This window comes from Afipia massiliensis, from assembly GCF_014203115.1.
Lineage (GTDB): Bacteria > Pseudomonadota > Alphaproteobacteria > Rhizobiales > Xanthobacteraceae > Afipia > Afipia massiliensis.
In genome coordinates, this window is the sequence record NZ_JACHIJ010000001.1 from 497,687 (window position 1) to 516,919 (window position 19,233).

At 62.6% G+C, this 19,233-nt stretch carries 14 protein-coding genes and 1 pseudogene; 1 reads left to right on the top strand and 14 read right to left on the bottom strand.

What is annotated here, in order from left to right:
* Window positions 1-344 precede the first annotated feature (344 nt).
* Window positions 345-2,801 (top strand): sensor histidine kinase, encoded by a 2,457-nt coding sequence (locus HNQ36_RS02305; protein WP_246395210.1) that lies wholly within the window; start codon window positions 345-347, stop codon window positions 2,799-2,801.
* Here the strand turns inward: HNQ36_RS02305 and HNQ36_RS02310 are convergent.
* The 14 genes and pseudogenes from HNQ36_RS02310 to HNQ36_RS02375 all read right to left on the bottom strand — a co-directional run.
* Window positions 2,722-5,619: pseudogene (locus HNQ36_RS02310) on the bottom strand (bifunctional [glutamine synthetase] adenylyltransferase/[glutamine synthetase]-adenylyl-L-tyrosine phosphorylase); the annotation flags it as partial. The gene HNQ36_RS02305 and the pseudogene HNQ36_RS02310 overlap by 80 nt on opposite strands.
* Window positions 5,616-7,043: an ATP-binding protein gene (locus HNQ36_RS02315; RefSeq protein ID WP_184082329.1), complete on the bottom strand. Its 1,428-nt coding sequence runs from the start codon at window positions 7,041-7,043 to the stop codon at window positions 5,616-5,618. The gene HNQ36_RS02315 and the pseudogene HNQ36_RS02310, both read right to left, overlap by 4 nt.
* Entirely contained in the window at window positions 7,027-7,752 is a 726-nt protein-coding gene (locus tag HNQ36_RS02320; RefSeq protein WP_184082330.1) for a response regulator transcription factor, read from the bottom strand. The genes HNQ36_RS02315 and HNQ36_RS02320 overlap by 17 nt, the downstream gene beginning before the upstream one ends.
* Window positions 7,753-8,073: 321 nt before the next feature.
* Entirely contained in the window at window positions 8,074-9,654 is a 1,581-nt protein-coding gene (locus HNQ36_RS02325; protein ID WP_184082331.1) for a Do family serine endopeptidase, read from the bottom strand.
* Between the two features lie 193 nt (window positions 9,655-9,847).
* On the bottom strand, window positions 9,848-10,348 hold the full coding sequence (locus HNQ36_RS02330) for a cytochrome c-type biogenesis protein (protein WP_184082332.1): 501 nt from the start codon (window positions 10,346-10,348) through the stop codon (window positions 9,848-9,850).
* 5 nt (window positions 10,349-10,353) lie between these two features.
* On the bottom strand, window positions 10,354-12,345 hold the full coding sequence (locus HNQ36_RS02335; RefSeq protein WP_184082333.1) for a heme lyase CcmF/NrfE family subunit: 1,992 nt from the start codon (window positions 12,343-12,345) through the stop codon (window positions 10,354-10,356).
* Window positions 12,342-12,839: a cytochrome c maturation protein CcmE gene (gene ccmE, locus HNQ36_RS02340; RefSeq protein ID WP_184082334.1), complete on the bottom strand. Its 498-nt coding sequence runs from the start codon at window positions 12,837-12,839 to the stop codon at window positions 12,342-12,344. The genes HNQ36_RS02335 and ccmE overlap by 4 nt, the downstream gene beginning before the upstream one ends.
* 64 nt (window positions 12,840-12,903) lie before the next feature.
* The gene (ccmI, locus tag HNQ36_RS02345) at window positions 12,904-14,004 is read right to left on the bottom strand and encodes a c-type cytochrome biogenesis protein CcmI (RefSeq protein WP_184082335.1); all 1,101 of its coding nucleotides are present in this window, start codon (window positions 14,002-14,004) and stop codon (window positions 12,904-12,906) included.
* 285 nt (window positions 14,005-14,289) lie between these two features.
* A complete protein-coding gene (locus HNQ36_RS02350) occupies window positions 14,290-15,102 on the bottom strand; it encodes a nickel-binding protein (RefSeq protein ID WP_184082336.1) in 813 nt (270 codons plus the stop codon).
* 213 nt (window positions 15,103-15,315) lie between these two features.
* On the bottom strand, window positions 15,316-16,731 hold the full coding sequence (locus HNQ36_RS02355; protein ID WP_184082337.1) for a hypothetical protein: 1,416 nt from the start codon (window positions 16,729-16,731) through the stop codon (window positions 15,316-15,318).
* Window positions 16,732-16,841: 110 nt separating this feature from the next.
* On the bottom strand, window positions 16,842-17,276 hold the full coding sequence (locus tag HNQ36_RS02360) for a hypothetical protein (RefSeq protein ID WP_184082338.1): 435 nt from the start codon (window positions 17,274-17,276) through the stop codon (window positions 16,842-16,844).
* The gene (locus HNQ36_RS02365; protein WP_184082339.1) at window positions 17,254-17,727 is read right to left on the bottom strand and encodes a hypothetical protein; all 474 of its coding nucleotides are present in this window, start codon (window positions 17,725-17,727) and stop codon (window positions 17,254-17,256) included. The genes HNQ36_RS02360 and HNQ36_RS02365 overlap by 23 nt, the downstream gene beginning before the upstream one ends.
* Window positions 17,724-18,542 carry a TIGR04255 family protein gene (locus HNQ36_RS02370; RefSeq protein WP_184082340.1) on the bottom strand — a complete coding sequence of 273 codons (819 nt, stop codon included), beginning with the start codon at window positions 18,540-18,542 and terminating at the stop codon, window positions 17,724-17,726. The genes HNQ36_RS02365 and HNQ36_RS02370 overlap by 4 nt, the downstream gene beginning before the upstream one ends.
* Before the next feature lie 198 nt (window positions 18,543-18,740).
* Entirely contained in the window at window positions 18,741-19,214 is a 474-nt protein-coding gene (locus HNQ36_RS02375; RefSeq protein ID WP_184082341.1) for an RT0821/Lpp0805 family surface protein, read from the bottom strand.
* Between the last annotated feature and the right edge of the window lie 19 nt (window positions 19,215-19,233).

Consider the following 19,233-nt stretch of genomic DNA (forward strand, 5'->3'; position numbering starts at 1 on the left):
GTCACCCTGAGGTGCCGAGCGAAGCGAAGGCCTCGAAGGGCGACGGCGACAAAATCGGAGAGTCATCCTTCGAGGCTCGCCGCAAGAGCGGCTCGCATCTCAGGATGACGACAGAAATTCCTCGATACTGAATTTCTGTCTCGATCACGCGCGCCGTTCTCGTTTCGGACTCAGCGTCACACGCAAAAACGAGTCTGAATTTCCTTGGGACAACATTTATTTCGCATTAACGATTCGTTGACTCTCGACAGCGTGGGAAAAGTGGATTCAAATCACATTCGATTCGGAGGGTTGGGGAAAACCTCCCGAACGGGGTGCAGACAAGAAAATTCGAGGGGCAAGGAATGGCGCGTTCGCACGCAGCGACAACGTGTGTCCAATCCGATTCTATCAAGGGATTGGCACAGTCGATCGCGAAGCCGGCATATCACCGGCTGCTGATTGCGGAGCCTGCGTTGCGACGCGCCGTTCCCACCCTGATCATCGCCTTCCTCATCACCATCTGCATCGGTGCATTCGTCCAGGTCATCGACCAGACCCGGCAAAAGCGCGCGTCCATCAAGCGTGACCTCTCAGCGCTGGCCGACCTGCTGGCGGAACGTCTCGACCGCGCGGGCCCTGTTCGTCAGGATCGCGCGGCGTCGGCCGAGCGGCTTCAGAGCCTGTTGCCCGGCTTGGTCCCCTCATGGGGCACCGCCGCCGGCCGCCATATCATCGTGACCAGCCCCGAACAGCGCATCATCGCGCGCATCCCCATCGACGATCCCGCCGAGAACGCAGGACGTATCCTCGACGTGCTCAGCGCCACATCCAAACTCAGCGCTCTTGGGCAGACCACTGTGATAGAGGTCGAACTACCGGGCGGCCCCCGCGCCCTCGCCACCCAGCGCACCGTGAAATCGCTCCCCGGCCAGGTGATCGTGGTTCAAGAGCAGGTTGAATCGCCCTGGCGATCCGACGCCGCGCTGCAGATCACGCTCTCAGCGACCACCGGCTTCGTGGTGCTGATCCTCGGCTTCGCTTTTCACTGGCAGTCAACCCGCGCCCGCGAAGGCGATCTCATCAACGACGCGGTTCGCTCGCGAATCGATACCGCGCTCAACCGCGGCCGTTGCGGCCTGTGGGATTGGGACCTGTCGCGCGGCCGGATTTTCTGGTCGCAATCGATGTTCGAACTGCTCGGGCTGGAAAGCCGCAGCGACCTGCTGACGTTCGGCGAAGTCAATGCGCTGGTGAAGTCCGACGACATCGACCTGTTCCACATCGCCGACCAGCTCGTCTCCGGCAACCTCGATCATATCGACCAGACATTCCGGATGCGCCATGCCAACGGGCACTGGATCTGGCTGCGGGTCCGCTGCGAACTCAGCCAGGGCCAGAACGGCGGCGGCAGCCACCTGATCGGGATCGCGGTGGACATCACCGAACAGAAGAGCCTCGCCGAGCGAACCGTCGAAGCCGACCTGCGGCTGCGCGACGCCATCGAGACCATCCCGGAAGCCTTCGTGCTGTGGGACGCCGACAACCGGCTGGTGCTCTGCAACTCGCACTTCAAACGCCTGCACAAGCTCCCCGACTCCGCCGTCAAGCAAGGCACCTCCTATGAGACCGTTATCGAAGTCGGCAGCATGCCGGAAATCCGCACCCGGCTGCCGAATTCACTGGCGCCTGGTGCGCGCACCTTCGAAGCCCAGCTGGAAGATGGCAGCTGGCTCAACATCAGCGAACGTCGCACCAAGGATGGCGGCTACGTTTCGGTCGGCACCGACATCACCCAGATCAAGCTGCATGAGCAGAAGCTGATCGAAAACGACATGCGGCTCACCGCAAACGTGATCGACCTCAAACGCTCGCAGGCCGAACTGGAACGTCAGGCGCAACTGCTTGCCGAACTCGCGCAAAAGTACGCCGATGAGAAAAACCGCGCCGAGGAAGCCAATCAGACCAAGTCGAAATTCCTCGCCAACATGAGCCACGAACTGCGCACCCCGCTGAACGCCATCATCGGCTTCTCGGAAGTGATGGGCAGCGGGATGTTCGGGGCGCTCGGCTCCGAGAAGTATCAGGAGTACTGCCACGACATCATGACCAGCGGAAATTACCTGCTGGATGTCATCAACGACATTCTCGACATGTCGAAGATCGAAGCCGGGCGCATGAAGCTCGATTACGAGCCGCTCGACCTCGCGCAAACCCTCACCGAATCCCTGCGCGTCGTCTCAGGCCGCGCCGAGAACAAGAACCTGACGGTGACTGCGGATATCCGCGGTGCGATCCCGATCGTCGCGGATCGCCGCGCCATGAAGCAGATCGCGGTGAACCTGCTGTCGAATGCAGTAAAGTTCACGCCCGACGGCGGTAAGGTCACGGTGCGCAGCCGGATGCGCAACGGATCGATCATGCTGACCATCGCGGACAGCGGCATCGGCATTGCCCCGCAGTCGCTGGCGAAACTCGGGCGGCCGTTCGAACAGGTCGAAAGCCAGCTGACCAAGAGTTATCATGGCTCGGGCCTCGGACTTGCTATCGCCAAGTCGCTCGCCAACCTGCATGGCGGATCGATGAAACTACGCTCAAGGCTTGGCGTCGGCACCATCGTCTGCGTGATGCTGCCGTGCGGACACGGCGAACAGACCGCGCCCAGCATTATTGCCGAGACGTCCCTTCAAGCAGCTTCAGGAAAACCTCGCGCACGTCGTTCTGGGTCTCTCGCACGCGCGCCTCAAGCGACGAGAAATCCGGCGCGTCGCCAGCCCGTGTCAGCACCCGCAGCAGATCCTCCCCAGCTGTTTCCGGTTTGAATTTCTCCGTCACGCAGAGCCGGATAATCTGGGTCAAATCATGATAGAGCCGTGACGCCGCACGCAGAATGTCGGCATCGGACTGCGACAGAACCCCAAGTCGCGCCGCACTATCCAGCACCTGCACCGTGCTGACGTCGAGAATGCCCGGCTTGTCCGCCGCGTGGATCAGTTGCAGATACTGCGCGATGAACTCGATATCGACCATGCCGCCGGCGGCATTCTTCAGGTCCCAGATGTCGCTCTCGCCCTTTTCCTCGGCAATAGCGCGGCGCATTTCCAGAACGTCATTGGCGATGATGCCGGTCTCGCGTTTGCGCGTCAGCACATCGCGAATAACTGCCTCGATCTTGGCCTGAAAAGCCGGCGACGCCGAAATAACACGGGCGCGCGTCAGCGCCATATGCTCCCAGGTCCAGGCTTCGTGTTCCTGGTATTCGGAAAATGAGTCGATCCGCGACGCCAGCGGACCAGCCCGGCCCGACGGCCGCAGTCGCATATCGACCTCGTACAGCACGCCGTAGTTGGTCCGCGTCGTGAAGGCACTGATGAGACGCTGGGTCAGCCGCGCGAAATATTGCGAACCGTGCAGCGGCCGCGTGCCATCCGAGTCCGGCGCTTCGTGATCGAAGTCATAGATCAGGATCAGGTCGAGATCGGACGACGCCGTCATTTCGCGGCTGCCGAGCTTACCCATCGCCACGATGGCGGTTTCCTGATCCTTGATCCGCCCGTGCTGCTCCGCGAACTGGTCCATCACCAGACCATTCACGGTGTGTGCGATGCCCTCTGCCACATCGGCGAACGCAACGCTCGCGTGCTGCGCCGACACCGTGCCGGAGAGAATGCGCGTACCGATCAGGAACAGGCTCTCCTGCCCGAACAGCCTTAGCCGATCCAGAAACTCCTCGTAGGAATTCGCGTCGGACAGGGTCGCCGCAAGACGCGCCGACAGTTCGGCCTGATCCGGCATCGCGCCGAAGAAGCGCGGATCGATCAGGCCGTCCATGATCTGTGGCTGCCGCGCCAGCATATCGCTCAGGCGCGGTGCCGCGCCGAGCACGAGCGCGACCAGCGCCACCAGATCCTTGTTCTGGCTCAGCAGCGAAATCAGCCGCCCGCCCCGCTGCAACGCCTGAAGAAAGCGGTCGAACGCCATCACGGCATCGTCCGGCTCCTCGGCGCGCGACAGTCCGCGCATCAGGTCAGGCACGAATTCGTTGAAGGCCTGCCGCGTCGCATCCACACGGAACACACGATAGTCGCCGCTCAGCCAGCGCTGGACGGTTTCCGCCACCATCCTCGGCTTCTTGAAGCCCAGCGTGAGGAGATATTCGAGCAGCCGCTTGTCGTCCGGGCCAGAGCTGTAGTCCACGTCCGGCAATTTCTCAGCGCCGGCCGGATCGCCCTCGAACAACCGGCTGTAGTGGTTCTGCACGCAGTTGAGATGCGCCAGCAGATCCCTGGCGAACGAAGCGCGGTCGTCATATCCGAAAAACCGCGCGAAACGCTCGACCGCTTCGGCCTCGGTCGGCAGCGTATGCGTCTGCTCGTCGGCGACCATTTGCAGGCGATGCTCGACCCGGCGCAGGAAATCGTAAGCCGCCGTCAGTTCGTCGCGCGCCTCGAAGGTGATCCAGTTGCTGCTCGCCAGGATGTTGAGCGCCTCCAGCGTCGGGCGCACGCGCAGTTCCGGATGCCGCCCTCCCGCAATCAGTTGCTGGGTCTGGGCGAAGAACTCGATCTCGCGAATGCCGCCGCGGCCGACCTTGACGTTATGGCCTTCGACGGAAATCTCGTTCTGGCCACGGAACGTCTGCATCTGCCGCTTCATGTCGTGGACATCGGCGAGTGCCGCGAAATCCAGATGCTTGCGCCAGACGAACGGCGCGATCTCCCCCAGCAGCGCATCGCCGGCCTTCAGGTCGCCCGCGCAGGGCAGCGCCTTGATCATCGCCGCGCGTTCCCAGGTACGGCCCTCGCGCTCGTAATAGTGCAGCGCTGCCGCGATGGAGATCGCCACCGGCGTCGATGCGGGATCTGGCCGCAGCCGGAGATCGACACGGAACACGTATCCATCAGCGGTGCGCGACTGCAGCAGCCGCGACAGCCCTTGCGCGACCTTGACGAAGAAAGGCGACGGCTCGATGCTTTCGGCCAGCGTCGGCGCCTCCAGCTCGTAGAACACGATCAGGTCGATGTCGCTGGAGTAATTCAGTTCGCCCGCGCCCATCTTGCCCATCGCCAGCACCACGAGGCCACTGCCGATTTCGGGATGTTCTGCGTCGGGCGGCAGCAGCCGACCGCGCGCGGCTTCCTGCTTGAGCAGGAAGCGAATGGCGCATTGAACGGAGGTTACGGCGATGTCGGTCAGCGCCCGGGTCACCCGCATCACCGGCCAGACGCCGCCGATGTCGCACAGCGCGATCAGCAGTGCGGCTTCGGATTTCATCCGGCGCAGTGCCGTCATGACCTCGGCATCGGTCGGTGCGGCGGCGACATCGGCCACCGCCTTGACGATCAGCGCCGCGAGATGGTCATCGGGATTGGACTGCAGCAGGCGCACGACGCGGCCGGCATCCGCGCGCATCAGGTCGAACAGATAGGGCGATGCTTCCGCGATCCCTTCTAGGATCGCTTTCGCCTGCGGGAACGAGCCGGATATGGCCTTGAGCGCGGTCGCGGCCTCGGGCGAGATATCGCCCAGCCAGTCCGCGAGCCGCCGTTCGGCATCGTCAGGCGCGAACAGTTTCGGTCCGGCCACGAAACGGGCCGCCAGGGTGGGTCGGTCCGCACCGCCCATCTCAGGTGAACTCATACTGTCTTCTGTTCCACGCCCCGGCTCGGGATCACAAGCGTCACGCGCAGCCCCGGCTGGCTGTCCGCGAGTCGCAGGTCGCCACCATGCAACGTCGCGACAGCCGATGCCAGACTCAAACCGAGCCCCGATCCGGGCTGGGTGCGGCTGGCCTCCAGCCGGACAAACCGTTCGACCGCGCGCTGCCGGTCGGCCTCCGGGATGCCGGGCCCGTGGTCTGTGACACTGAGAAGAACATTTTCCCCTTCCCGGTGCGCCTCGATCAGAATATCGGGAGTTTTCGCGGCGGCACCGGATGCAGCAGGGTCGTTCCCTGCGGGCTGGCCATATTTGATGGCGTTCTCGACCAGATTGGCCAACGCCTGACTGATCAGTTCGCGGTTGCCGTGAATGGTCGCGGCGTCGGCCGCCACTTCAAGGGTCAGGCCCTTGTCCTCGGCGAGCGGTTCATAAAGTTCATGGATGCCGTGGGCCACTTCGGCGGCATCGAAGTCGATCATGTTGTCGCGGGCCTGACCGGATTCGGCGCGCGCGATCATCAGCAGCGCGTTGAAGGTCCGGATCAGGCCGTCGGACTCGTCGATGGTACGCTCGAGCGCCGCGCGATACTCGCCCTCATTGCTCGCCTTCGCCAGCGCCTCCTCGGCGCGGTTGCGAAGCCGCGTCAGCGGCGTCTTCAGATCGTGGGCAATGTTATCGGAGACCTCCTTGAGGCCGACCATCAGCGCCTCGATGCGCTCCAGCATGGCGTTGAGATTTTCCGCGAGCCGGTCGATCTCGTCGCCGCTCCGCCCCACCGGCAATCGCTCGGAGAGATCGCCCGCCATGATCCGCTGCGTGGTGCCGGTCATGGCGTCGATCCGGCGCAGCACGCGCCGCGCCACGAACACGCCGCCACCGAGGCCGAGCACGACCACGATCAGGACCGACCATTGCGCGGCCTTGGCGACGATGGCGAACAACCGCCGCCGCTCCTCAAGGTCGCGGCCGACCAGAATCCGGAAACCGCCGGAAAGCTGCGACACCTTCACCAGCGCGTAATGGCTCTTGGTGTCGGTTTCTTCGAGCCGTTTGTAGAAGGTCTCGGCCCAGCCGGGATGGTCCATCACGCCGGGCTCGAGCGAGGACACGTTGCCGGCGACGCCCTGCCCCTGCGGCGTGGTCACGAGGTACAAATTCGCGCCCGGACGCAGCGCGCGGCCCTCGACCGCGGTGACAAGTCCGCGCAGACCGCCCCGCGTATATTGCTCGGTCAACTCGCTCAGTTCGGAATTGACGGTGTCGGTGATCTGCTCGGTGATCATGCGCCGCGTGTTCCAGGCGAAGTAGCCCAGCAGCGACGCGGCGAACAGCGCAAACAGCAGCAGATAGACCAGCGTCAGCCGGAACGCTGTCGTTCGTATCAGTTTACCGAATGCCGTCACGAACCATATATCCTGCACCACGAATGGTGTGCAGCAGTGGCTTGTCCTGCCCCTTGTCGATCTTGGAGCGCAGCCGCGAGATGTGCACGTCGATCACGTTGGTCTGCGGATCGAAATGATAGTCCCATACGTTTTCGAGCAGCATGGTGCGGGTCACGACCTGCCCCGCATGTTTCATCAAATATTCCAGCAGCCGGAATTCGCGTGGCTGCAACGTGATCTCGGTTGCGCCGCGCGTCACGCGATGCGACAGCCGGTCGAGTTCGAGATCGCCGACGCGGTACGTCGTCTCCTCGGACGGCCCGCCGTGACGGCGCGACAACACCTCGACGCGCGCCAGCAATTCCGCGAATGAATAAGGCTTCGGCAAATAGTCGTCGCCGCCCGCACGCAGTCCCTTGATGCGGTCATCGACCTGGCCGAGCGCAGACAGGATCAACGCAGGCGTATGGTTGCCCTTGCCGCGCAGGGTGCCGATGATCGACAGCCCGTCGCGCTTGGGCAGCATGCGATCGATCACGAGCACGTCGTACTCGCCGGACTCGGCGAGCGCGAGACCCTCCTCGCCGTCGCTTGCGTGGTCGGCAACATGACCGACCTCGCGAAACGCCTTCACGAGATAGTCGGCCGACTCGCGGTCGTCTTCAACGATGAGCAGTCGCATCTGTGATTCGGTCTGGATTTGAGCAGCGGAACTTTGTGTCACCATGGCGCGATGATCGTCCTCATGCAAGGCAGCGAATGACGTGCCTGCGACCGCCAGCCCCTAGTGGTCCGCGTACGAGCAAGAAAACGGGCGGCGAAGCTGGGGGACCTCACCGCCCGCATTGCACGACCGACTGGAGTGCGATCGCGCCGCTTTCGACGGAGGGGGGCGTTTTCCATCGAAAGCATCTCTGCATGATGCAAAAAGCAGCATCACGCCTGGATTTAAGGGACGGGCTTTTGGCCCGCCCCCCGGGAAGGAGCCGTCGGCGGGGGCTACTATGCCGGCGACAACTCCCCATTCCTCACCCGCTTGCGCGGATGTTTAGCCTTTGGCGACCGGCATCGCGATGAAGCGCGACGAGTCTCCGGACTTCACGCGAACCAGAACGCTGTTCTTGTTCTCGGCGCGCGCGGTGTTGATCGCGTCGCGAACTTCGGCGGGGTTGGTCACCAGCTTGCCGGCGACTTCGAGGATGACGTCGCCTTCCTTGAAACCGCGCTCTGCCGACGGGCTGTTCGGATCGACGTCGGTCACGACCACGCCGTCCTTGCCCGCGCCGGCAACGCTGTTGGCCGGAGCCAGCGTCAGGCCGAGGTTCGGCACCGTCACGTTGCCGCGACCCTTGCCACCATCTTTCTGGTTCGTGTCGGCCTTCGCAGCCTTGGCGTTCGGCAACTCGCCGAGCGTCATGTTGAGGATCTTGTCCTGGCCCTTGTGGACCACGACCAGCTTGACGGTCTGACCGGGGGCCATGCCGCCGATGGTGCGGGCGAGTTCGCGCGCATCCTTCACCGGCTGATCGTTGACCCGGGTGATGACGTCACCGGATTCGATGCCGGCCTTGGCGGCAGGGCCATTGGCCTGAGGTTCGGCGACCAGCGCGCCTTCGGTTTTCTTCAGGCCGAGGCTGTCAGCGATCTCAGGCGTCACCTGCTGAATCTGGACACCGATCCAGCCGCGGCTGACCGTACCCTTGTCCTTCAGCTGCTCGACGACGCTTTTCACGGTCGACGCCGGGATCGCGAAGGCAATGCCGACGCTGCCGCCCGACGGCGAATAGATCGCGGTGTTGACGCCCATCACGTCGCCTTCGGTGTTGAAGGTCGGGCCACCGGAGTTGCCCTTGTTCACCGGCGCGTCGATCTGGATGAAATCGTCATAAGGTCCGTTGCCGATGTCGCGACCGCGTGCCGAAACGATGCCGGCGGTGACGGTGCCGCCGAGGCCGAACGGATTGCCGACCGCAAGCACCCAGTCGCCGATGCGCGGCTGACCGTCGGAAAGCTTGGCGTAAGGAAGATTGCTGACGCCATCGACCTTGATCAAGGCGAGGTCGGTGCGCGGATCGGTGCCGATCACCTTCGCGGTGTGGACCTTGCCGTCATCGGTCGTGACTTCGACCTTGTCGGCGCCATCGACCACGTGGTTGTTGGTCACGGCAAAACCGTCAGCCGAGATGAAGAAGCCGGAGCCCTGCCCGGTCTGGCCGCCACGGCCACGCGGACCACGTCCGCCCGGAGAACCATCCGGACCACCGAAGCGGCGGAAGAAGCGCTCCATCGGCGAGTTCGGCGGGAACGGATTATCTTCCGGGCTCACCTCACCGGTGGTCGCCGGCTTCTCTGCGATCTTGACGCGCACCGAAATCACCGACGGCTTCACGCGCTCGACGATGTCGGCAAAGCCGACCGGCTGCTGAACCTGACGGACTTCCTTGTTGACCTGCGCATGCGCGGTCGTGGTGAGCACATCGAAGTTATTCGAGGGGCTGAGGCCATAGGCGGCAACACCCAGACCCGCGACCACCGACGCCATCAGCGCGAACTTGCGCGCGGAGAAAATGGAACGGCGTGGAGCGGTGTAGGACGGGAGCTTGGAAAGATCGGTGGGGCGGTCTGTCATGAATTATCTCCAGGAGAACGGCGAAACGGATGAGAATCTCGCGGTGCATGTGTGCACCTGTGCTCTGGAAGATGGGGCACGCGGCCTTACCGCGCTCTGACGGGGGAATTAATGTTTTGTAATAAAATCAGGGCGCGAGCGGACTTCCAAGGTCACGCGGAACGTCATCCCGGAACCGCCCAAAAACAGCTGTTCAGCGGTGCTTTTCAGGCGATTCCTGAGCGGCGATCAGCTTCTCCAGCCGCGCCTCTTCCTCGGGGGTGAGTTGGAATGACGCACCCTCCTCGCTTGCAGCCGCACGATTGCGGCGGCGATTGCCGAACCACAGCACCAGCCCGCCTCCGAGCAGAACCAGCGGGGGAACCAGCCACAGCAACAGAGTGCGGCTTTGGACGCGCGGCTTGAGCAGAACGAACTCGCCGTAACGCGCGACGAGGAAGTCCATCACCTGCTGGTCGGTGCTGCCCGCCGCGATCCGCTCACGCACCAGCAGGCGCAGATCGCGCGCCAGCGGCGCATCCGAGTCGTCGATAGATTGGTTCTGGCAAACCATGCAGCGCAGTTCGCGCGACAGGTTGCGCGCCCGCGCCTCCTGCGCGGGATCGGCCATGATCTCGTCGGGCTGCACAGCGTAAAGCGCGGACGGCATCAGCATCAGCATGATCGCGAACAGAGCCGGCAGGACGCGTTTCATCGCGACTACTCCGCCGCCTGCAACGCGCCAGTCTTCTTGCCGGCCTTGGCCGGCTTCGGTGCTCCGACGCGCAGCCGCCGGTCGGTGAGCGACAGCAAGCCGCCGAACGCCATCAGCACCGGCCCGAACCAGATCAGCAGCACCATCGGCTTATGATAGATGCGCACCGCGACCGATCCATCGGCATGGGCATCGCCGAGAGAAATGTAGATCTGGCTCGCGCCCCGCGTCAGCAGAGCGGCTTCCGTGGTCGACATGTCGCGCGTCGCGAAGTTGCGCTTCGACGGCGACAGGATGCCGATGGTCCTGCCGTCCAGCATCACGGTGAAATGCGAAATCGCCTCGCGGTAATTCGGGCCCTGCTGTTGCGTCACATCATCGAGCCTCACCTGATAGCCACCGACGGTGACAATGTCCTTCGGCCGCATCGACGCGATGCTCTCGCTGTTCCACGTCGTCTCGCAGACGATCCCGATCAGCGCGATGCCAAGTCCGGCATGGGCAAACGCCGAGCCCCAGGTCGACCGCGGCAAACCGCGCGCACGATGCAGCGAGGTGGTCAGCGGTGCGCGGAACAGTTGGGTGCGCTCCACGATGTCGGTGAGTGCGCCGAGCACGACGAACACCGCGATGCCGATCATCAGCGGTGCGAACGCGCCGCCGCCGCGGGTCCAGGCCCACAGCACAGCCATGGCTACCAGCGCAACGATGCCCGCCGCGGTGAGGCGCTGCGACGCGCCGACGATGTCCCCGCGCTTCCACGCCAGCAGCGGCCCGAACGGAACAGCAATCATCAGCGGCAGGAACAACGGTGCAAACGTCAGATTAAAGAACGGCGCGCCGACCGAAATCTTGTCGCCGGTCAGAACTTCAAGCGCCAGCGGATACAGCGTGCCGACGAAGACGGTCGCGCAGGCTGTCGTCAGCAGCAGGTTGTTGAGCACCAGAGCGCCCTCGCGCGAGATCGGCGCGAACAATCCGCCCTGCTTCAGCGTCGTCGCCCGCCACGCATAGAGGCCGAGGCTGCCGCCGATGAACAGGCACAGGATCATCAGAATGAACACGCCGCGCGAGGGATCGCTGGCGAAGGTATGCACCGAGGTCAGCACGCCCGAGCGCACCAGGAATGTGCCGAGCAGCGACAGCGAGAACGTCAGGATCGCGAGCAGAACGGTCCAGACCTTGAGCGCGTCGCGCTTTTCCATCACCACGGCGGAATGCAGCAGCGCGGTGCCCGCGAGCCACGGCATCAGCGAGGCATTCTCCACCGGGTCCCAGAACCACCAGCCGCCCCAGCCGAGTTCGTAATAGGCCCAGTACGAGCCCATCGCGATGCCGAGCGTCAGGAATATCCACGCCGTCAGCGTCCATGGCCGAACCCACCGCGCCCACGCCGCATCGATGCGGCCTTCGATCAGCGCGGCAACGGCGAACGAAAACGAGATCGAGAAACCGACATAGCCGAGATAGAGCATCGGCGGATGGATCGCGAGGCCGATATCCTGAAGGATCGGATTGAGATCGCGGCCCTCCATCGGCGGATTGGCAATCCGCGCGAACGGGTTCGATGTGGCGAGGATGAAGAGATAGAACGCCGCCCCGATCCAGCCCTGCACCGCCAGCACATGGGCGCGCAGAGAGCGCGGCAGATTATTGCCGAACGCCGCCACCAGCGCGCCGAACAGCGCGAGGATCAGGACCCACAGCAGCATCGAGCCTTCGTGGTTCCCCCACACGCCCGTGTACTTGTAGATCAGCGGCTTCAGCGAATGGGAATTCTCGAAGACGTTCGCGACCGAGAAATCCGACGTCACATGCAAATAGGTCAGCGCCGCGAACGACGCAGCGGTGAACGCGAACTGCGTCAGCGCGGTGGATCGCGCGACATTCATCAGCGCCGGGTCGCGCAGGTGCGCACCGACCACCGGAACCACCGACTGGACCAGCGCCAGAACCAGCGCCAGCACCAGCGCGTAATGTCCCGCCTCGGCGATCACTTCCGAATTCCTTCCGAAACACTGCCCTGCACGCCTGGGGCTTTTTGCGGCTTCTTGTCGTAGTCGTCCTTCCAGTGGCCAGTCTTCTTGAGTTCCTCGGCGACGGCCTTGGGCATGTAGTTTTCGTCGTGCTTGGCGAGAACCGTGTCGGCCTTGAACACGCCTTGCGCGTCGAGCGCGCCCTCGGAAATGATGCCCTGCCCCTCGCGGAACAGATCTGGAAGGATACCTTGGTAAGTCACCGGCAGGATTGCATTTCCGTCCGTGACCTCGAATTTCACTTTAAGCTGTTCGCCGCGCACCAGCGATCCCTCGCGCACCATGCCGCCGAGACGGAACCGCTGGCCCGGCTGGATCTGCTTTTCAGTGGCCATCGTCGGCGTCGAGAAGAACAGGATGGAGTCGCGGAGCGCATTGAGCACGAGCGCAGCCGCGATCGCCAGCACTGCGAGCGAGCCTCCGATCAACGTCAATCGCCGCTGCTTGCGTGTCATGCTTTTTCCTTTGTGAGCATGACGTTATCCGAAAACCGCTTCACACTTTTCGGCGTCATGCTCGTTACCCATCCAGTCCAAGACTTTTGAGACCGTCGTTCAGCAGTTGCAGCCGCGCCGCGTCGCCGCCGACGGCCTGACGCGCATCGGCGAGCGCAGCCTGCGCCTTGTCGCGTTCGCCGAGCACCATATAGGCACGCACCAGCCGCAACCACCCTTCGACATCGTTGCCGTTGTCCTTCAGCCGCGTCGCGAGGCGATCCACCATGCCGCGGATCATCGTGTTGCGGTCGCCCTCGGTCATATCTTTCGTGGCCGCGATGGTCTCATCGGACAACTTGGGCGCGACGACGCCGGCGCGCACCAGCGCCTCCTGCACCAGCGGGCGCCATGGCGCATCGGCGGGCGCCGACGCCAGCATGCCGCGCCAGATGTTCACGGCGTCATCCTTGCGGCCGTCCTGCTGAGCGGCGATTCCCATGAAATAGCGCGCCTTCACCTCATTGGGATCGAGCGCGATGGCCCGGTCGAATTCGGCCTTGGCTGCGGCAGTCACCACGCCCCCGCTCGACGCTGCGATGGCCTCGCCGAGATCGGCGCGGCGCGGCGCGCTCTCGCCGTTGTAGGTGATGGCATTGCGCCAGGCGCGCGCCGCGTCGTCGTAGCGGCCGATCCGCGCCAATACGGGTGCCAGCACTTCCCAGCCCCGGCCGTCGGTCGGGTTTTTCTCAAGATGAGTCTCGACCTGCGACACCAGCTTGTCCATCGACGCGGTCGCGACCGCCGCGCGGCTGCGCTCTGCAAGCGGAAAATCGCCCAGCGATGGCGAGCCGAATGTCGCGTAGAGCCCGACCGCGACCAGCGGCAGACCGGCAAGCGCGATCAGGGCGACGGCGCGGCGAAACCAGAGGCTCGACGGCGACGATGCACCCGCCTCGGCGTCCGACGCTGCGAGCAGCCGGCGGCTGATTTCGACGCGCGCGGCTTCCGCCTCGTTCGCACCGATCATGCCCGCGGCCACATCGCGCTGAACCTCCGCGAGCTGGTCCTTGTAGACCACCGTTTCGCTGCCCTCGCGCGCCGAGGCGTTGCCACGGCCGAGCGGCCACAGCACGGTAAATACCGCAGCGGCAGTCATCAGCGCTAATACGAACCAGAGCGTCATTCCACGGAGTTCCCGGCGAAACTAGAACCGTTACAAGTGGCCGGTTTACACCATGGCTGGCGAACGCGCGCAATTGACATTTCCGTCACGGATTCAATGCGTTTTGGAGCCAAAGCTCGGCCTTTTCCGCAGGAACTGATGTGTGGTGGGATTAAAGCCGCTTGGCCTTGGGGCGGCCTTGCGCTGGATCAACCGGCGCGCGGCTGCTTGGCGGGCTTTGCGGGCTCGGCCGCCTCGCGCTCGACCGGCCGCGCCGTCTCGGCTGCCTTGCTCGCGCCGCGACAGTTATCGCCATTCGATTCCGTATACATCAACAGGCTGCTGGAAGCCCTTGAGATGGCAGGGACCAATGTTCGTGACATGCAAGCGATCCTGGATGCGATCCTGGATGGCACTTGATACAAGAATGGCATCGGGCTCGGCCAACTGACACAAACGAGCAGCTAACTGAACGGTCGCACCAAAAAGGTCGTTGCTGTCCGCAATCGGTTCTCCGACGTCAATACCAATCCGCACTTGAAGCTTCTCCTTGCTTGCGAGGTTGAAGGCTTCGAACGCTTGCTGGATGGCGCGGGCGCATTGCACGGAGGCTGCCGCGTCGGCGAAGGATGCCATGATCCCGTCGCCAGTGTGCTTGACCACATGCCCACCCTTGTCCTTCAACGCGCGGCGAACCAGCGCGTCATGCGCCCGAACCATCTCCACAGATCGGACGTCCCCAAGACGCTCAGTCATGCTGGTAGAGCCGACGATGTCGGTGAACATAATGGCCCTCAAGGCCGAGTCGATTATGGCCTTGTTTTCCTCGCCGCTCGGTTCCGGATCAGACACTCTCCCCAGAAACGCCTGGACAGCTGAGAGGTCCACTTCGATCACGTCCTTCGCCACTTCGCCGTGAGCTTCGTCATGAACCCGCATCGCAGTTTGGATATCCGGTGCGTCGATGAGACAGAAGCCCGTACCGCGCGTTTCATCAAACCAATACGTCAGGAAACGAACTCCGTACTGATCTTGCACTTCCAGGTCTTTTCGATGGGCCTCAGCGATATCGGAAGCTGTCAGGCCCGAGAGATCGTGTCGGTCCAGGAAAATTGGCATTGGCGTTACCCCGTTTCTTCAGACGGAAATCTGCATCGAGCATGGTGTTTCGCCGAAATCGCCATTCAATGTACCAGCTTGGTAAGGCCATGGAAGTGCAGGAAGCTCGAGCCGGACAAATCGTGCGCTCTAATGTCTGCTTTGGATCATTCGCGCCGATTTTGGCATGCCTGCCGCTGTCCGGTGAAGGCAGCCGGGCGGCCTTGCGCTGGATCAACCGGCGCGCGGCTGCTTGGCGGGCTTTGCGGTCTCGGCCGCCTTGCGCTCGACCGGCCGCGCCATCTCGGCGGCCTTGCTCATGAGCGAGGCGTAATCGGGGCCATACATCACCTCGCAGAAGCGGATCGCGACCTTCATCTGCATCATGCGGAAGGCGCGAACCTTCTGGTCGTGGGTGCGCAGCGATTCCACCAGCGTCTCGGTGGCCTTCTCGACATAATGCTGCAGCTCGGTATGGGCGCGCAGCGACACCTCGTTGATCGCGAGTTCGCTGGCGTAGTTGCGGCACACCGCGACGAAGTCGATCAGCGCCGCGGTCTCCTCGACGTCCACCGGATCGATCCGGTTCGCCGCGGTCACGTCCTTGTCAGGCCCCTGCCGCAACAGCCGGCGCACGCGGCCGGGCACGCCGTCGATTTCCGATTGCAGCGAATTGGATATTTCGGCGCGGATCGCCGCGAGCTGCCTGCCCCACGCCGAATCTGAGCGGATGTCGAGTTCGGTCCGCAGGCCGCGAACGCCGTCATGCAGCGTCTTGAGATGATTGGAGGTATCCGCGAACTGGCCGCGCTTGATGTCGTTGCGCAGTTCCGAGGCGACGCGCGACAGATCATGGATCGCCATCGTCACGGTGGCGCCGAACGGCGTGCTGGCCACCCGGATTTCGTCGTCGGAGGCCGCGACCATGATCCCGAGGCGGACGATCTGCCATGGCGCGGCCAGCCGCTGCATCACCAGCGAGACGGCGAACGGCAGAACTTGCGGGGTTTGCAGCGCGGGCTGGTTCAGCGCAGCCATCGCCGAGGCGACGTGAGAGTCCGCGAACACCCGGATCTGCCCGGGCAGTTTGGCGCTGAGCTTGTCGAGCACATCGCTGGCATTGAGGACAGCGCCGATCGGCGCAATATCCTCGACCACGCTCGGCGCGCCGAGACGGCCAAGCGTACGCTGGCGCTCTCCGCTGGAGAGTGCGCCCGTCACATTTGCGATGGCGTCGGAGGCGGCCATCTGCATGGTGCGGACCGCCGCGTTGATGTCCGGTGTCGAGCCCTGCGCCAGCGCGGCCTCGAAGGCTTGAACGGCGTCGGGGCTGCCCTCGCGGCCGAGCCACATCCAGATCGGGGCCAGCGACGACCGCCTGATCTGGCCGGGCCGGATATGGGCAACATTCTCGACCAGAAACGGCTCGATCGGACGGAACACCCGCCGCATCGGGTCATCGGTGCGCGGGGTCATGTCCTCGCTCGAAGAGCGGACGATCATGCGCAACTGCTCGAGCACGAAATTCGCGACGGTCACGTCCTCGCCGCGCTCGATCGCACGCTCGAACTCGCGCATCAGCAACGCCTGCGCCTTCGGCGGAAGCTGCCCGAGATACTCTCTCAATCGCTCGATCGACGATTGGCTCATGCGCCCAAACGCTCACCTTGACTGGAAGCCGACAGGGCCCCACCGGGTGTCTTAGCCGGGACGTCGTTAATTTCGCGTTGAGGAACAGGGATTTGGGGGCGGACACTCAGTTAACCCACTAGAACACCCTGCATAGGCACAAACCAAGTGCAGGCACGTTGAAGTTGCTTGCGTCTGCCCGTGGTGAAGTTTCCCCATACTTCACCGTGATGCGGATTCTCGGGAAGAGGATCACAGCCAACCAGAAAACCCAACGCTCGGGCTGCATCTGCCTTGAATGTGACCGAGGAAGGCCATTCCGCCGAGGTGACGAAAGCATCCGGCTCAAAACCTGCTTGTTCAATGGATTTTTTAATGTCGACTGACATCCCTCCCCCAGGTTCACTTGAGGGCTGGAAGGCCATTGAAGAAAGACGGCGATTTCCTTCGATCTCTACTACAAACTGCGCGGAAATGCGCCGAATGAGGTCATCCTCAGCGAGGATTTCCGGATGATCGTGTGGGATCACGCTACCGTCGTCCTTACGCGGCGGCGGCGTCAACACCTGTTACTTCTCCCAACACTTGGTTTACCCAATCAAGCACCGGCAAAAAATCATTCGTTAGCTCAAGTTCAATTCCGTGGGGCTGGTCCGGGCTAGAGAACCAAGCAACCACTTCGTTGGGAGCCTTTACATGCAATTCAAGCGAACGGTTTGCGGTGTGCCATTCGACTTGCAAGTCACCGTCTGGACCAGGCACGATCTGAGGTGCAGGAGTTGTTTCTGGACAGATCCTCTTCAGCATAAGGAGAGCGAAGTGCGCGTTGTCGAATAAGACAGGATTGCCACGATATCCGTCCCACCCCTTGGGAAGAAGCGTAAGCTCTTGCAGCCTGCGCTTAACAGGGTTTATCCAAGCCGAAGTTGCTTCTTCAACAATAATTCGACTCGGCTGCAGCGCCACAAACGAGGCGCCAGCGCCAGAAAACGCCGAATTTGCTGTGATCGGGCTCATTTCGTGCGCCCCCATTTCTCGTGGGCTGCGGTCGTAGTTATCCGGATAAATTCCTCAGCAATCATATAGCGACCTCTCTTGATAAATTCGAGAGCTGCGGCATCTGTATCTGAGGGAGGCTTCCCTCTCACAGTAAGATTCAACGTCAAAATCTTCCTTCCAGCTGCATCAGCAGAAATAGCAGATTCGCGATGAAGACGGCCAAAAGCTCGCCCTTCTTCATCCTTGAGTATTGTGCGAATCGCGTAGTTCAATTCATCGACTGCAGGATGATCCGGCGTTAGGAATGAGAACCAGTCTTGCGGATAGAATGTTGTAGTGAGTGCCCCAATGGGGATGTGATTTATATACGAAATCTCGCACTGATTGATCATCAATCGCTCATTGCCACGGCTGCGAAAGTACTCCTGCAACAAAGATATTTCGCGCTCAAACTGAACAATAATAGCTTCAAACCTCGGGTATTCATTTGTACCCGTACCTACCTTCCGCCAGTTATGAAGCAGTCTATCCGGCTGGAATTGAAGAAGTTGTGCACCAGTCTCTTCTAAAAACCAGAAGCGGTCATGAGCTGCACCCGTCACAAAGCTGAAGGGTATTTGTTGGACTTGGGGCAGTCCGAACGTCTCGAAAACAGGCGCTAAAGGAGGCTGCTCCTGGACTGTGGGAAAGCCGGCACGAAATAGCTGCCAAACTTCGTACGCGAAAATTTGTTGGTAGTTCTTGGGAGGCTGGAACTGGATGCCCAGCACCACCTCGTTCAAAGGTGGCATACTGAATTCTGGCAGCTCTGCTGACGGCTTGGTCACGGCCATTACCAAATCACCATGAGCCAACGTGGTTAATAAATTGGAAACTGGTCATTTGTAAGCAAAGGTCAATTGTAGGTTCACGACCATACCGAAAGCACATAGCCCTTCAAAAGGCTAGAGCGCGGGGCGATCTGCATACTATTGTCCTAAGCTTCCCAAGGTCGAGCTATAAAGAAGATCTGCCCGAGACGGCTTCGGGCCCTAGCCCACCGCCGTCCAGGTGCCGTCGGGGTTGCGGCACGCCGTTCCGCGCTCGGCGGTCGGTTGGCCGTTGATATAGACGGTATGGGTGAAGGCCCGGCAGCGCGTCCCGCGCTTCGTATAGGCCGGTCCCGGCACGATGTTGCCGTAGCGACCGGACTCCGGATTTCGCCAATCCATGGGGACGCCGGGCGCACCCCGGTCGAGGGCATTCATCTCGGCCTCGTAGGCGTACTGGCGATCCTGATCGTCCATCGACGCGCCGATCCGGTTACCGATCAGACCGCCAATCGCCGCACCCGCCATTGCCGCCCCGACGCGCTCGCCGGTGCCACCGCCAATGGCCGAGCCGATCAGCGCACCGCTGACCGCACCAAGCACCGTGCCGGAATTTTCCTTCGGACCGCCGTCCGCGGCGCAGCCGCCGAGCGCAAGCGTGGCCGCGAGCAAAATAGCTGTCTTTGGATAGAGCATGCGGTCGTCCCCAAATTCG